Raw genomic sequence first — 15024 nt, forward strand, 5'->3', positions numbered from 1 at the left:
GACGCTCACAGAGTCTTCGCGCCGGACCCTCCGGCCTCGGAGAGAGTCTCGGACCCGGCCTCGGACCCGGCCTCCCCCGACCCCGCGGCGACAGGCCCCACCAACAGCCCGTGCCCGTCCCGGCCGTCCTCGCCGAAGGTGTCCACCCGTACCGTGTCGCCGTCCGTGACCTCGCCGGAGAGGATCTCGCGGGCGAGCCGGTCGCCGATCGCGGTCTGCACCAGGCGGCGCAGCGGACGGGCGCCGTACGCCGGGTCGTTGCCCTCCTCGGCGAGCCAGGCGAGCGCGGAGTCGGTGACCTCCAGGGTGAGGCGGCGGTCGGCCAGGCGGCGGGCGAGGCGGGCGACCTGGAGCCGGGCGATGCGGACCAGTTCGTCCTTGGTCAGCGCGGCGAAGACGACCAGGTCGTCCAGGCGGTTGAGGAACTCCGGCTTGAACGAGGCCCGGACGACCTCCAGGACCTGCTGGCGCTTCTGCTCCTCGGTGGTCATCGGGTCCACCAGGTACTGGCTGCCGAGGTTCGAGGTGAGCACCAGGATGGTGTTGCGGAAGTCGACCGTACGGCCCTGCCCGTCGGTGAGCCGCCCGTCGTCCAGGACCTGGAGCAGTACGTCGAAGACCTCGGGGTGCGCCTTCTCCACCTCGTCGAGCAGCACCACCGAGTACGGGCGCCTGCGTACCGCCTCGGTGAGCTGGCCGCCCTCCTCGTAACCGACGTAGCCGGGCGGGGCGCCGACCAGGCGGGCCACGCTGTGCTTCTCGCCGTACTCGCTCATGTCGATACGGACCATGGCCCGCTCGTCGTCGAAGAGGAAGTCGGCCAGGGCCTTGGCCAGTTCGGTCTTGCCGACGCCGGTCGGGCCGAGGAACAGGAACGAGCCGGTGGGCCGGTCGGGGTCGGCGATCCCGGCCCGGGTGCGCCGGACCGCGTCGGAGACGGCGCGTACCGCCTCGCTCTGCCCGATCAGACGGCGGCCCAACTCCTCCTCCATACGCAGGAGTTTCTGTGTCTCGCCCTCCATGAGGCGGCCCGCGGGGATGCCGGTCCAGGCGCCGACCACATCCGCGATGTCGTCCGGGCCGACCTCCTCCTTGACCATGGTGTCCTGGGCCGCGGCCTCCTCCTCGGCCTCGGAGGCGGCCTCCAAGTCGCGCTCGAGGGCGGGGATTTCGCCGTAGAGGAGCTTGGAGGCGGTGTCGAAGTCGCCGTCGCGCTGGGCGCGTTCGGCCTGGCCGCGCAGTCCGTCGAGGCGTTCCTTGAGCTCGCCGACGCGGTTGAGGGACTGCTTCTCCTTCTCCCAGCGGGCGGTCAGGCCCCGCAACTCCTCCTCCTTGTCGGCGAGATCGCGGCGCAGCCGCTCCAGGCGTTCGAGGCTCGCCTTGTCGGTCTCCTTGCCGAGCGCCAGCTCCTCCATCCTGAGCCGGTCGACGGCGCGCTGGAGTTCGTCGATCTCGACCGGCGAGGAGTCGATCTCCATACGCAGCCGGGAGGCGGCCTCGTCGACCAGGTCGATGGCCTTGTCCGGCAGGAAGCGGGAGGTGATGTAGCGGTCGGAGAGGGTGGCCGCGGCGACCAGGGCGCTGTCGGCGATCTGCACCTTGTGGTGGGCCTCGTAGCGGCCCTTGAGCCCGCGCAGGATGGCGATGGTGTCCGGCACGCTCGGCTCGGCGACGAGCACCTGCTGGAAGCGGCGTTCCAGGGCCGGGTCCTTCTCGATGCGCTCGCGGTACTCGTCGAGCGTGGTCGCGCCGACCATGCGCAGCTCGCCGCGGGCCAGCATCGGCTTGAGCATGTTGCCCGCGTCCATCGCGGAGTCGCCGCCCGCGCCCGCGCCGACGACGGTGTGCAGCTCGTCGATGAAGGTGATGATCCGCCCGTCGCTGTCCTTGATCTCCGCCAGGACGGTCTTCAGGCGCTCCTCGAACTCGCCGCGGTACTTCGCCCCGGCGACCATCGCCCCGAGGTCCAGGGCGACCAGCCGCTTGTCGCGCAGCGACTCCGGTACGTCGCCCTTCACGATCCGCTGGGCGAGCCCCTCGACCACGGCGGTCTTGCCGACGCCCGGCTCACCGATCAGCACCGGGTTGTTCTTCGTACGGCGCGAAAGCACCTGCACCACCCGCCGGATCTCCTGGTCCCGGCCGATGACCGGATCCAGCTTGCCCTCGCGGGCGGCGGCGGTGAAGTCGGTGCCGAACTTCTCCAGGGCCTTGTAGCTGCCCTCGGGATCGGGCGTGGTCACCCGGCGTCCTCCCCTGCTCTCCTCGAAGGCCGCGAGCAGCTTCTTCGCGCTCGCGCCCTGCCCGGAGAGTACGTCCCCGGCCCGGCCGCCCTTCTCGGCGATCCCGATCAGGAGGTGCTCGGTGGACAGGTACTCGTCGCCGAGCTTGCCCGCCCGCGCGTCCGCGTCCGCGAGCACGGCGAGCAGTTCCCGGCCCGGCTGCGGCGGGGCGACGGTGGAGCCGGTGACGCTGGGCAGCGCCGCGAGCACCCGGTCGGCACCCTCGCGTACGGCGGCCAGGTCGGCGCCGACCGCGGCCAGAAGGTCGGTGATGTTCTCGTTCGCCTGCCCTTCGAGCAGCGCGAGCAGCAGATGTGCCGGGGTCAGATCGGCGTGCCCCGCCGCCACGGCGCGGCTGGTGGCCGTGTTCAGCGCCTCTCGGCTCTTGTTGGTCAGCTCGGCGTCCACTGTCGTGCTTCCTCCTCCGTGCTTCTGCGGGGACGGTCGGTGAGGGGCCGGCCGGTGAGCGCCGGTTCGGTGGGCCGACGGCCGGACCGCCGCCGTCCTGCCCACCATCTTTCCTCACTGACTCGTCCAAGGTACACAAAGTTGAGTCTATTCCGCTCAAGGTTTCTCAGGTGGCCGCGTGCACGGAGGGCGGCCAGGCGCGGGGCGGGGCGGGCGACGGGTGGGTACAGACGTTCGGGGCCGCTACCGCCCGGCCTCGGGGCCTGCGGATAAGTTCGGCACATGTCGATCGACCCTCGCCGCCCGCACGCCTCGTACCTCGACTTCTGGCGTGAACGACACGTGTGCACCCTGACCACCCTGCGCCCCGACGGCACACCCCACTCGGTGCCGGTGGGCGTGACGTACGACCCCGAGGCCGGTCTCGCCCGCGTGATCACCGGCAAGTCGACCAGCAAGGCCCGCAACGTACTCGCGGCGGGGGCGGAGGGCGGCGGCGCCCGGGTGTCCGTGTGCCAGTACGCGCCGGGCGGCCGCTGGGCGACGCTGGAGGGGCTCGCCACGGTGGTCGCGGACCCGGAGGCGGTGGCGGACGCCGAGCGCCGTTACACGGAGCGCTACGGCCGCACCCCGCGCGAGAACCCGAACCGGATCGTGATCGAGATCCGGCTGACCCGGGCGATGGGGCGGGCCTGAGGCGAACGCCCGCCCGCACCCCCAAAACACCAGCGGCGCCACCGTGTTCAGGTCACGGTGGCGCCGCTGTGGGGGGAGTGCCTGCGCGATCTACGACGACGGGGGAATCGCGTCAGGCACTGCGGGGGGTGGCCGGGATGGCTTGGTTCGCGTGAGGGGTGTGCGGCTCGGCGAGCTGGTGGTCACGCCGGTCCAGGTTCACAAAGATCATTCCGTACCGCACCGCGCACCGGACGGGCTGCGGGGCGCCGCGCGGCCTGCGCTGCAGCCGGTACGCGCGTACTTCCTCGGTCTCGTCACGGGTGACGACGACCGGTTCGCCGAAGACGGTCACGGTGATCGAGTCACCGTCGTGGGGGACCGCCGTGGCGAGGTCGATGAAATGCCAGCCGGAGCGGTAGGCGGTGGCCATCTCGCGACGGAAGGAGCGGTCGTCGGGTGGGGTGGTCATGCGGACACACCCTTCGGAGCGCTGTCCCAGCCCACATCACCCTGCCCGGCGTACGTAACGGTTCGCGCTACCGACCCCTGCTCCGACGACTCGCCAAAACTACCCACCAGGCCCGCCGCGGCCATGACCGCGGCCGCTACGGCCGTCATCAAGCGAAGCAGTTCCTTGCGCATAGCCGCGTTCGTCCTCACTAGATGCTCTCCCGCTCCCCGCGTGACAAGACGATGACTCATTCAGGCACGTCACTGCCACAGGAGGGATGCATCATGTTCCTGTACGTTCAGGACCCTGGGGGGTGAAGAATTGCCCATAAGTAAGCCCAAACGGGCACATCAACACTCGGCCACAGAGCTCTGCGACGAGGGGGCAAAGCTCTACGCAGCGGCGCTACGGGCCGGACACATATCCCGTGCCGAGGTCGAATCCGCTCCGTGCCTGCTGGAATTCGCCCTTCTGCACCCGGACCCGGACGACCTCGGCGCCATGCGCCCGGTTCCTCCAACGGCCGCGCTCGCGCAGCGATTGCACCCCCTCGAACGGGAAATCGCCGACCGCCGCCGACTCTCGGCGGACCTGACGGACATGTTCGAGCCGTTCATGTCCATCACGGCGCAGAGCCCCGCCGCCACACATGCCATCACCGTCCTGGAAGGGTTCGGCAGAATCAACGCGGCGCTCGATGTCGCGATCGCCGAAAGCCAGCACGAGGTCCTCACCATCCAGCCCGGCGGCGGGCGCAGCGAGAACGTACTGCGGGAAGCCCTGGAGCGCAGCAAGCCACTGATCGAACGAGGGATCCGGGTACGGACCCTGTACCAGCACACGGTCCGGCACAGCCAGGGTACGTTCGCATACGTCGAGCTCATGGCGGGCGCGAAGACCGAAATTCGCACCCTCGAAGAGCTCATCGACCGCCTGATCATCTGCGACCGCACCGTGGCCTTCGTCCCGGCCCGGGACGACCGCCAAGTCGCCCTGGAACTGCGCCACCCCGGGCTCGTCCAGTATTTGATCAAGGTGTTCGACCACCTGTGGGATCGCGGCGTACCGCTCCAGGAAGAAGTCCCCTACGAGGCCACGCCCGAAGGCATCAGTGGCGTCCAGCGCTCCATCGCCACCCTCCTCGTGGAGGGTCATGTGGACGAGGCGATCGCCCGACGGCTCGGGATGAACGTACGCACCTGCCGCGCCCACATCGCCAAACTCGCGGCCGCACTGGGCAGTGGCAGCCGCGCCCAACTCGGGTACCTCATCGCCAAGTCGGGCATTCTGGACCAATGACCGGCAGGGGCCGACGGCGGGAACGGAGGGCCGCCGGACAAGATCGGTGAACTTCGCACTACGCATTCGCGGAAAGCCTGCGCGTGACGGCAACACCAGGCAGCATGTCCGGCCGAAAACCCTTCCCCCCATGTGAAAGACAGGACGACCGCGGCATGCACCACAGGCGGCACGACAGCGACGAGTTGTGCGAGCCCGGCGCCTCGCTCTACGCGCAGACCCTGCGCGCCGGACGCGTACGCCACGAGCAGGCAGCGGAGTTGCCCTGCCTGGTCGATTCCGGCCTCCTCCAGCCCGACGTCAACGACACCGACTGGCTCCTTCCCGTCTCCCCCGCGATAGCCCTGCCGCGACTGCTGCACGCCATCGAGGAGAACGTCGCCACGCACCGCCGCAAGGAGTCCGAACTGGCCGCCGTCTTCGGCCCGTTGATGGACCTGGACGCACGGCGCAGAGCCCCGGCCGGGGAGTCCTCCGGCCTCGTCCTCAAGGGCGTGGAGAGCATCACGAGCGCGATCCTGGGCGTTGCCGCCGAGTCGAGCGAGGTGTTCCTCATCCGGCGCGGCAAGCGCTTCGCGGAGGCCTTGGACGACGGCCTGCGCGCGGACCTGGTGGTACTCGGCCGCGGCGGCCGGGTGCGCACCCTCTACCAGCACACGATGCGCCACTCCTCCGTGGTCGCCTCGCACTTCGAGCGGTACGCCCCCTACGACTTCGAGGCGCGCAGCCTGGACCACCTGCCGGACCGGCTCTTCCTCTTCGACCGCAAGGTGGCCTACGTCCCCGTCGACGACGACCCGGACTCCTACCTGGCCCTTGAGCTGCGGCACCCGACGATGGTGCGGTATCTGGTCACGATGTTCCAGGAGTTGTGGCAACTGGCCGTGCCGCTGTACCCGCACACGGAGCCACTGCCCGCGAGCGACGGCATCACCGCGCGGCAGCGCGCGATTGCCGAACTCCTCGTGGAGGGCGAGACGGACGCCCGTATCGCCGAACGCCTGGGCATGAACGTCCGCACCTGCCGCGCCCACATCGCCAAGCTCGCCACCACCCTCGGCAGCGAGAACAGGGCTCAACTCGGGTATCTCATCGGGAAGTCGGGGCTGCTGGACCGGGAGGGTTAGATCCCGTCCGACGGGTTGCATCCCGCAGGGTGGCGCTGTCGGAGGGCCCACCTCAGCCGCCCGAGTAGTGCCTCGGCATTGGTTGCGTGCAGCCGAGAACAGTGAGGCGGTACGCGCAGACCACCGGCCAGACTCGCGGACGGCATCTCGTCGCGTTCAGTATCCGGAAAAGTTCAGCGCGTGACGCTTATACGGTGCACAGTGAGGGGAACACGCTTTCCCCCGCGAGAAAGGCGCGGCGTGCACCACGAGCCCCACCCCCACGGCACCGACCAACTGTGCCCCTCAGGCGCCGAGTTGTACTCCCGCGCCCTGCGAGCCGGACGGGTCCCGCACGAGGAAGCCGCGGACGTCCCCTGTGTCGTCGATGCCACGCTCCTGCAGCCCGACGTCAACGACGCGCGCTGGCTGCTGCCCACCCCGCCCGCCGTGGCACTGCCGCGTCTGCTGCGGTCCATCGAGGAACGCATCGCGCGGGAACGAGGGCGCGAGGCCCGGCTGATCGAGGCGTTCGCCCCGCTCCTGGAACTGGAGGCCCAACAGGCCTCGCCGCCGCAGACCTCCGGGCTGACGGTGCTCGAAGGTCCCGAGCGCATCAACCCGGCGCTGAGCAGCGCGCTGAACGAGAGCACCGAGGAGGTACTCACCGTCCAGCCCGGCCCCCGCTCCCCGGGCGCCCTCGCCGACTCCCGGCCCCGCGAGGCCGAACTCCTTTCCAGGGGCGGCCGGTTGCGCACCCTGTACCAGCACACGGTCCGGCACGACCCCAAAGTGCTCGCCCACTTCGCCGACGTCGAAGGGGACGTCCAGGTACGCACACTCGACGAAGTGACCGAACGGCTGCTGGTGTTCGACCGGACCGTGGCCTTCATCCCGGCCAGTAAGGACCGCACCCTCGCCCTCGAAGTACGCAACCCCGCACTCATCGACTACTTCGTCACCACCTTCGAACGGCTCTGGCGCCTGGCCACCCCCATGCACCCCATCGCCGCCCGCCTCCCCACCACCGAGGGCATCACGGCACGCCAACGCGCGATAGCCGAACTCCTCGTGGAGGGCGAGACGGACGCCCGTATCGCCGGGCGCCTGGGCATGAACGTCCGTACCTGTCGCACCCACATCGCCAACCTCGCCGCCACCCTCGGCAGCCAGAGCCGCGCCCAACTCGGCTACCTCATCGGACAGTCGGGGATCCTCGACCGCGAGCAGTGAACAGGAAGGGGGACCGCCCGCGATGACAGCGAAGGAGCACCGGTACCCCCGTGGTGAACCGTGCCAGGGCGCACTCGCCGCCTACGGCCGCGCCCTGCGCACGGGCTATCTGCCCGCGGCGGAAGCCGCGTTCCCGCCCTGCCTGCCGGAATCCGGACTGTTCGAGCCGGACGAGGCCGAGGCCCACGGGCTGCTGCCGGTGCCTCCGGCGGTCGCCCTGCCCCGCCTGCTTCGCAAGTTCACCGAACAGGCCCTGACACAGCGCAGGAACGCGGACCGTCTTGCCGAGACGTTCTTGCCGCTCCTGGCCCTCCAGTCCTCCCGCGAGGCACGGCGCACGGTGTCCGCCGAGGACATCAAGCTCCTCGACGGCTTCCCCCGTATCAACGTCGCCATCGAGGAGGCGTGCGAGCGCGCGTCGCGGGAACTGCTGACCATCCAGCCCGGCGGCGGCACGCGGGCCCCGGAGACCCTGGCCCAGGCACTCGTCCGTGACCGGGCCCTCCTGGCCCGCGGCGCCCGGATGCGCACCCTGTACCAGCACACGGCACGGCACCATCTCAGCGTGCACGCCTACTACGAGGAGCTGAAGGGTGACGCGGAGGTCAGAACGTTGGACGAAGTGAGCGAGCGGCTGGTCATGTTCGACCGCGAGGTGGCCTTCGTCCCCGCGAACAAGGACCGCACCCTCGCGCTCGAAGTACGGCACCCCATCCTCATCGACTACTTCGTCACCACCTTCCAACGCCTCTGGCGCCTAGCCACCCCCATGCACCCCATCGCCGCCCCCCTCCCCACCACCGAGGGCATCACCGCACGCCAACGCGCCATCGCCGAACTCCTCGTCGAAGGCGAGACCGACACCCGTATCGCCCAGCGCCTCGGCATGAACGTCCGCACCTGCCGCACCCACATCGCCAACCTCGCCACCACCCTCGGCAGCCACAGCCGCGCCCAACTCGGCTACCTCATCGGACGATCCGGAATCCTCGATCGAGACGTGTGACCGAAGCGGCCGGGTGCAACGCGATCAGCCCCGTCCACTCGTGGTGGCGGGGCGACGGGGAGATCTGTCGTGTTGTGCGGAGGCTGTCCCGTGGGTCCGGGCCGGGGGCCCGGAGCGGGGCAGGGGTCAGCGCTGGCCCTGGAAGAGCTTGTAGACCACGAGTCCCGTGAAGGAGACGACGCCCAGAAAGGCGAGGCTGAGCAGGATGTCGAAGGTGAGGACCAGCACGAGGGGATCTCCTGGGGACTTGCCGGACCGGGGGACGGACGCCTGCCCGGCGGCCGACCGGTCCGTAGAGGACGTCGGTGGATCTTTTGAGGAAACCTCGCGTCGAATTTAGCGTTCTGGTGTCGCACTTGGTGACGCGGGGCCCGTGTGCCGTCCCCCACATCGGGGACGGCACCCGGGCCGGGGGGGGTACGGACCGGGTCAGGAAGCCGCGGGCAGATCCGATTTGTCGCCCGTCGCGGACCCGGCACCGGACCCCGTGCCCGAAGCAGGGGGCTGCGGGGTGTGGCGGAAGGTGACGAGGATCAGCAGGGCGGCGGCGAGGGCGATGATGCCGCCCCAGAGGAAGACGTCGTCCAGGGCGTCGGTGAAGGTGTTGATGCTCATCGCCGCGTCCTGTACCGCGCCCTCGGGGACGCCGGTCGCCTCCGCGTCGGCGACCACCTGGTTGTGGAAGAGGGAGCCGAGCACGGCGATGCCGAAGGCGACGCCGACCTCCTGGAAGGTGCTGCCGACACCCGAGGCCTCGCCGGAGCGGGACGGCGGGACGAGCGAGACGGTGGCCTCGGAGCGGACCACGTTGAAGACGCCGGCGCCGAAGCCGCAGACGATGAAGCCCGCGAGGAGCTGTGTCCAGGACTTGTCGGCTTCCAGGCCGGTAAGGAGCAGCAGTCCGCCGCCGGTCAGGGCGAGGCCGACGGTCATGAGCAGCCGGGGCGAGATCTTCGCGGCCAGCGGGGCCGCGAGCGCCGAGGCGATGAACATCGCGATGGTCAGCGGGAGCATCCGGACGCCGGTGTCGAACGCCGAGTAGCTCTGGACACGTTGGAGGAACAGGGTCGAGAAGAACAGGGCCGGGAAGAGGGCGGCGTAGGCGAGCAGGGTGGCCACCGCGAGGCCGCTGAAGCTGGGGTTCGCGAAGAGCCGCAGGTCCATCAGCGGGGCGGTGGTCCGGCTCTGCCACAGGACGAAGGCGCCGAGGATCGCGACCGAGAGCAGCAGGCAGCCGAGGATACGGCCGGAGGTCCAGCCGTCCGCCTCGCCGCGCATCAGCCCGTAGGTGACCAGGAACAGTCCGGCGCAGAGCAGTACGGCGCCGATCCAGTCCACCGGCTGGGCCGCCGCGTCGCGCTCGTCCCGCAGCTTGGTGAGCACCACGTACAGGCACAGCAGGCCGACGGGGAGGTTGATCAGGAAGATCCAGCGCCAGTCGATGCTGGTGAGCGCGCCGCCGACCAGCGGGCCCGCCGCGATGGCCAGACCGGCCGAGCCACCGAAGGCCGCGAACGCCTTGTTGCGCTCGGCGCCGAGCGCGAACTCCTGGGCGAGCAGGGACGGTCCGGCCGCGAGCAGCACCGCTCCGCCGACGCCCTGGAGGCCGCGGAAGACCAGCAGCGCTTCGGGCGACCAGGCCAGGCCGCAGCCCAGCGAGCTGAGCGTGAACACGATCAGGCCGATCAGGAACACCTTGCGGCGGCCCATCCGGTCGGCGAGGGTGCCCGCGGTCAGCAGGAAGGCCGCGAGGGTCAGCGCGTAGGCGTCGACGACCCACTGGAGGTCGTCGAAGGAGGCCTCGAGCGACTCCTGGATGTCCGTGAGCGCGACGGTGACGATGGTCAGGTCCAGCAGCAGCATGAACGCTGCGATGGACACGGCCAGCAGAGTCCAGCGCTGGCGTTGGTTCATGGGGGCGTTGTCCCTTCAGGGGCCGGTTTGGGGACCGGTGCTTCGCGGTTCGGTGCGATGCGATGCCGAGCGGTGGCATGCGAGGCGATGCGATGCCGAGCGGTGCCATGCGGTACGGCGCAGTGCGTTGCCGTGCGGTGCAATGCGGTGCAGTGCCGTGCGAGCAGTGCGGCGCGATGAGGTGCGAGGGGGGCGCGTCGCAATGCGGTTGAGATGCCGTACGAAGTCGCCTCGGGGCGGCATCGGCCGGGGGAGGCACCGTAGAGGGCGCTCCCGTTGCCGTCCGGTCGGCCGGTATCTGCGGTGCCCTCCCCACTCGGTCCTCCGCACTCGACACCCGACACCCGGCACTCGGCACTCGGCACTCGGGGACGTGGTGGCAGCGAGAGTTGGGAGGGGGCAGGCCCCTACATTGCCGCGCACGAGGGGGCCAGGGCGACATTCTTCGCTGCGGCACATCCGCAAAAATGTTCCCGCACTTTCGGCACGGACCCCGGAAACGGTTCCGACAGCGAGGAAGGATCCAGCCCACCAACAGCCCTCACCACAGGGCCTATTGAGCGGACAGCAGGACAACTTGAACGAGTAGGCGACGCCCCGTTTCCACCGCACTGTCGACCTCGACCCGATAGCCCCGGCAGGTTCGAGCAACTCGGAATCCGACCGCCCGATTTGCTCATGCTAGCGACGCCCGACGTGAGCCTGCAATGCATTGTGCAACTGGGGATATCGCCCTGAATGGGGTGGTACGGGATCGTCGGCCGTCTACTTCGACTCACTCCGCCAGCGGTTCCATGACACGGCAACTGCTCTCTTACGGCAAGGCGTTGCACCGAAATCGGCTGGAGAGCGCCGGGGCCGGCCGCAGGTCAGCCGAAGGTGAGTATTCCCCGGGGTGTGGTGAGGGTGCACTCCAGTCGGTTCTCCCTGGGCCCCTCCTCCCCCGCCACCGCGAAGACCTCCACCAGCACCGGCCCCGTGGTGGCTACCCCCGTGGCAGCCACCCCCGTGGTGGCCCCGGCGGCCGACTCCTCAGGCACCGTCAGAGCGCCCAGCGCGGAGAGACGCCCCAGCGTCAACCCCGGTGCCATCGCGTGAAGTTGGAGCCCCTCAAGAGTCAGGCGCGGCAGCCCGGGCGCCGACGTGGGATGAGGGCTGGTCCCCCAGTCGATGAGGAACGGGACAAGGCCGGGCGGCTCCTGGCCGGTGAGTCCGGCGAGCCGCCAGTTCAGGGTGGCGCCCTCGGCCGTGGTGCGCGACATCGGGACGACGGGGCCCGGGTCGTACCCGGCGGACCGCGCCCCGCCGACCGTGGCGTCCAGGTCCACGGGGCACAGTGCCCAGGTCACCAGGCGGGGCCCGGTCAACTCGTCGATGCCGAAGGGGCGGGGGCGTCGCGGCTCCGGGGCCTCGGGGTCGGGGCCGATGATCTCCAGGTAGCGGCCCTCGCCCAGGTCGACCAGGTGGTTACGGGTGCCGAGCCCCGGGTGGACGCCGCCGGGGGCGGGACGTACCCCCGTACGCTCGGCGAACTCCTCGACAGTGGCCGCGAGTTCGGGCGTCGCGTAGACGAGGTGGTCCAGTACGCGGGTCTGCCCGCTGTGCACAGGCGGGGAGACGGCGGACCCGGCGGTCGGAGGCGATGCGGACCCGGCCGCCCCGCGCGGTGCGGACTCGCCCGTCATGCGCGCCCTCCCCGCGTCACGGTGACCGGCAGCGCGCTCGGGCCGCGCAGTACGAAGCCCTCCTTTATGGGCGGGGGATCGACGGCCAGCGTCAGGGTCTCGAAGCGGGCGGCGAGGCCCTGGAGGACGCGGGCGGCGGCGAGTTCGGCCAGGGGGGCGCCGAGGCAGCGGTGGATGTGGGAGCCGAAGGCGAGGTGGCCGGGGTCGTCGCGGTCGATCACGAAGCGGTCGCCGTCGGGGAAGCGCCGCTCGTCGCGGTTGGCGGAGCCGAGGACGAGCAGCAGTGCCTCGCCCTTCTTGAACTCGTGGCCCTCGTAGGTGAAGTCCTCCAGGGCGATACGGCCCATCTCCGGTGCGGGCGGCTCGAAGCGGAGGACCTCGGTGACGGCGCTCGGGGCGAGTGAGGGGTCGGCGACAAGGCGCGCGTACGCCTCGGGGTGGCGGGCGAGTACCCAGACGCAGGAGGCGATCAGGGTGGCCGTGGTGTCCAGGCCCGCGGCCATCATCAGCAGGCTGGTGGTGGCGACTTCGAGGTCGGTGAGCCGGTCCCGGCCGTCGCCCGCGAGGGTCAGCGCGGAGATCAGGTCCTCGCCCGGGTTCGCGCGGCGGGCCGCGGTCAGGGACTCGAACGAGGCCATGCACGCGCGGATCGCGCCGCGCCGTGCCTCGGCGGCCTCCTCGGACAGCGTGACGTCGAGTTCGAGGACCCCGGAGATGCCCGCGCCGAGTGCGGCGAAGGTCTCCCGGTCCGCCTCGGGTATGCCGAGCAGGTCCGCCATGATGCGTACGGGCAGGGGCTCGGCGATGCTGCGTACCGCATCGAACTCCCCGTCGAACTCCCCGTCGAACTCCGCGTCGAACTCCGCGCCCGTCCCCGTACCGAACTTCGCGCCGAACTCGGCACTGACAGCGTCGAGTTGGGCGTCGACGGCGGCCTGGACCGCGGCGGGCATCCGCTGGGTCAGGGACTCGGTGAAGGCTCCGGCGACCAGGCCGCGCAGGCGGGTGTGCTCGGGCGGGTCGACCAGCATGAAGGGCTTGCTGCCGCCCTCGATGCCGAAGCCGAGGAACGGCGGCGGGTTGCCGTCCGTCTGCGCCAACACCGCTTCGTAGAGGGAGGACTTGGCGAAGTCCTTGCCCAGGCGGGTGTCGTGCAGCAGCCGTTCGCAGTCCTGGAAGCGGACGAACGCGGGCGAATCGAGGAAGCCGCGGGCGAGTGGACCCGCCGCGCGCAGCCGCCGGTAGGTCGGATAGGGATCCGCACGGAAGACCGGGTCGCTCGGGTCGTAGCCGGGCCAGGTGTCCGGCGCGGGCGCGTTCAGGCTGTCTGTCACGTGTGATCCCCGTTTGTCTCTGTACCGCATACGGCAGTTGGCGGCACACGCCGAACGGGAGGACCCGGGCGACGCCTGCCAAGGCGGCCTGGGCCGTCGGCCGCCCGGCGCACGCGTACGGGCATCAGAAACCCGCGTGCCGCGTGGTCGGTCGGCCAGGGCGGCCCGGGTGGCAACGAAGGCATGCGCGACGGCCGCCAGGGGCGCCTGCCCGGTCACAGTGGAACGGGAGTCGAGGATACGGATTACCCGCCCATGACTGAAGACCGTGCAGAAATCCCTTTCGCGGTAAGGGAGTTCGTACGTACGGGTAACTCGCCGGGTAACCCGCTGCGGACGGTGGGCGCGGTGGACGGTGGGCGACCCGGCCACGGTGGGAGACCCGCCCGCCCCCTCAGCCGGAAACCGGCACCACCTCCGGCTCCCCCGGCTCCAGCCCGTTCTCCTCCGCGATGCGCAGGGCCTCCTCGATCAGGGTCTCCACGATCTTCGACTCGGGGACGGTCTTGATGACCTCGCCCTTGACGAAGATCTGGCCCTTGCCGTTTCCGGAGGCGACGCCGAGGTCGGCCTCGCGGGCCTCGCCGGGACCGTTGACCACACAGCCCATCACCGCGACGCGCAGCGGGACTTCGAGGCCTTCGAGTCCGGCGGTGACCTCGTCGGCCAGTTTGTAGACGTCGACCTGGGCGCGGCCGCAGGCGGGGCAGGAGACGATGTCCAGCTTGCGGGGGCGCAGGTTGAGGCTCTGCAGGATCTGCAGGCCGACCTTGACCTCTTCGACCGGCGGCGCGGACAGCGAGACGCGGATGGTGTCGCCGATGCCCTGGCGCAGCAGCGCGCCGAAGGCGACGGCGGACTTGATGGTGCCCTGGAAGGCGGGACCGGCCTCGGTGACGCCGAGGTGCAGGGGGTAGTCGCAGGACTCGGCGAGCAGTTCGTAGGCGCGGACCATGACCACCGGGTCGTTGTGCTTGACCGAGATCTTGATGTCGTGGAAGTCGTGCTCGGCGAACAGGCCCGCCTCCCACAGCGCCGATTCGACCAGGGCCTCCGGGGTGGCCTTGCCGTGCTTCTGGAGCAGCCGCTTGTCGAGGGAGCCCGCGTTGACGCCGATCCGGATCGGGGTGCCGGTCTCCCGGGCCGCCTGCGAGATCTCCTTGACCTGGTCGTCGAACTTCTTGATGTTGCCCGGGTTGACGCGTACGGCCGCGCAGCCCGCCTCGATGGCGGCGAACACGTAGCGGGGCTGGAAGTGGATGTCGGCGATGACGGGGATCTGGGCCTTGCGCGCGATCTGGGGCAGGGCGTCCGCGTCGTCCTGGGAGGGGCAGGCCACCCGGACGATGTCGCAACCGGCGGCGGTGAGCTGGGCGATCTCCTGCAAGGTGGCGTTGACGTCCGAGGTGGTGGTGACCGTCATGGACTGCACGGCCACCGGCGACTCACTGCCCACGCCGACGCCGCCGACGTCGAGTTGGCGGGTCCTGCGCCGCGGGGCGAGTACGGGCGCGGGCAGCTGGGGTATCCCGAGCGGGACCGACATGGCTGTTCCTCCGGAGGGTCGGGGCGGCCCGGATGGACCGCTGCGGGTGCCGGGGCGGAGCCGGTACGGCGACGGGCAGAGC

10 protein-coding genes and 1 pseudogene are annotated in these 15024 nt (G+C 70.5%); 5 read left to right on the plus strand and 6 right to left on the minus strand.

The window, feature by feature from the left end:
• Positions 1–92: 92 nt before the first annotated feature.
• Positions 93–2690, minus strand: a pseudogene (gene clpB / locus HUT18_RS14865) (ATP-dependent chaperone ClpB); the annotation flags it as partial.
• Positions 2691–2972: 282 nt separating this feature from the next.
• Here clpB and HUT18_RS14870 point away from each other — a divergent pair.
• Positions 2973–3386, plus strand: a complete 414-nt coding sequence (locus HUT18_RS14870; RefSeq protein WP_176101138.1) for a pyridoxamine 5'-phosphate oxidase family protein — start codon at positions 2973–2975, stop codon at positions 3384–3386.
• A 112-nt stretch (positions 3387–3498) separates the two neighbouring features.
• Here the strand turns inward: HUT18_RS14870 and HUT18_RS14875 are convergent, their stop codons facing one another.
• Positions 3499–3837, minus strand: coding sequence for a hypothetical protein (locus HUT18_RS14875; protein WP_176101139.1), 339 nt, complete (start codon positions 3835–3837; stop codon positions 3499–3501).
• A gap of 303 nt (positions 3838–4140) precedes the next feature.
• Between HUT18_RS14875 and HUT18_RS14880 the strand changes: the two genes are divergently transcribed.
• The 4 genes from HUT18_RS14880 (at position 4141) to HUT18_RS14895 (ending at position 8463) form a co-directional block, all read left to right on the plus strand.
• Positions 4141–5118 (plus strand): helix-turn-helix transcriptional regulator, encoded by a 978-nt coding sequence (locus HUT18_RS14880; RefSeq protein ID WP_176101140.1) that lies wholly within the window; start codon positions 4141–4143, stop codon positions 5116–5118.
• A gap of 155 nt (positions 5119–5273) precedes the next feature.
• Positions 5274–6245, plus strand: a complete 972-nt coding sequence (locus HUT18_RS14885) for a helix-turn-helix transcriptional regulator (RefSeq protein WP_176101141.1) — start codon at positions 5274–5276, stop codon at positions 6243–6245.
• 240 nt (positions 6246–6485) lie between these two features.
• Positions 6486–7457 (plus strand): helix-turn-helix transcriptional regulator, encoded by a 972-nt coding sequence (locus HUT18_RS14890; RefSeq protein ID WP_176101142.1) that lies wholly within the window; start codon positions 6486–6488, stop codon positions 7455–7457.
• Positions 7458–7479: 22 nt separating this feature from the next.
• On the plus strand, positions 7480–8463 hold the full coding sequence (locus tag HUT18_RS14895; protein ID WP_176101143.1) for a LuxR C-terminal-related transcriptional regulator: 984 nt from the start codon (positions 7480–7482) through the stop codon (positions 8461–8463).
• Positions 8464–8892: 429 nt separating this feature from the next.
• Here HUT18_RS14895 and HUT18_RS14900 read toward each other — a convergent pair whose 3' ends face one another.
• The 4 genes from HUT18_RS14900 to ispG all read right to left on the minus strand — a co-directional run bounded on the left by HUT18_RS14900 (position 8893) and on the right by ispG (position 14942).
• Positions 8893–10377, minus strand: coding sequence for an MFS transporter (locus tag HUT18_RS14900; RefSeq protein ID WP_176101144.1), 1485 nt, complete (start codon positions 10375–10377; stop codon positions 8893–8895).
• An 869-nt stretch (positions 10378–11246) separates the two neighbouring features.
• On the minus strand, positions 11247–11984 hold the full coding sequence (locus HUT18_RS14905; RefSeq protein ID WP_254879016.1) for a VOC family protein: 738 nt from the start codon (positions 11982–11984) through the stop codon (positions 11247–11249).
• A gap of 74 nt (positions 11985–12058) precedes the next feature.
• Positions 12059–13396: a cytochrome P450 gene (locus tag HUT18_RS14910; protein ID WP_176101146.1), complete on the minus strand. Its 1338-nt coding sequence runs from the start codon at positions 13394–13396 to the stop codon at positions 12059–12061.
• A gap of 394 nt (positions 13397–13790) precedes the next feature.
• Entirely contained in the window at positions 13791–14942 is a 1152-nt protein-coding gene (ispG, locus tag HUT18_RS14915) for a flavodoxin-dependent (E)-4-hydroxy-3-methylbut-2-enyl-diphosphate synthase (protein ID WP_176101147.1), read from the minus strand.
• Positions 14943–15024 lie beyond the last annotated feature (82 nt).

Origin of the sequence: Streptomyces sp. NA04227 (assembly GCF_013364195.1) — a bacterium.
Classification (GTDB): domain Bacteria; phylum Actinomycetota; class Actinomycetes; order Streptomycetales; family Streptomycetaceae; genus Streptomyces.

Coding starts and splice junctions, on each gene's coding strand:
- HUT18_RS14870 (WP_176101138.1), top strand. CDS start 2,973: ATGTCGATCGACCCTCGCCGCCCGCACGCCTCGTACCTCGACTTCTGG.
- HUT18_RS14875 (WP_176101139.1), bottom strand. CDS start 3,837: ATGACCACCCCACCCGACGACCGCTCCTTCCGTCGCGAGATGGCCACC.
- HUT18_RS14885 (WP_176101141.1), top strand. CDS start 5,274: ATGCACCACAGGCGGCACGACAGCGACGAGTTGTGCGAGCCCGGCGCC.
- HUT18_RS14895 (WP_176101143.1), top strand. CDS start 7,480: ATGACAGCGAAGGAGCACCGGTACCCCCGTGGTGAACCGTGCCAGGGC.
- HUT18_RS14900 (WP_176101144.1), bottom strand. CDS start 10,377: ATGAACCAACGCCAGCGCTGGACTCTGCTGGCCGTGTCCATCGCAGCG.
- ispG (WP_176101147.1), bottom strand. CDS start 14,942: ATGTCGGTCCCGCTCGGGATACCCCAGCTGCCCGCGCCCGTACTCGCC.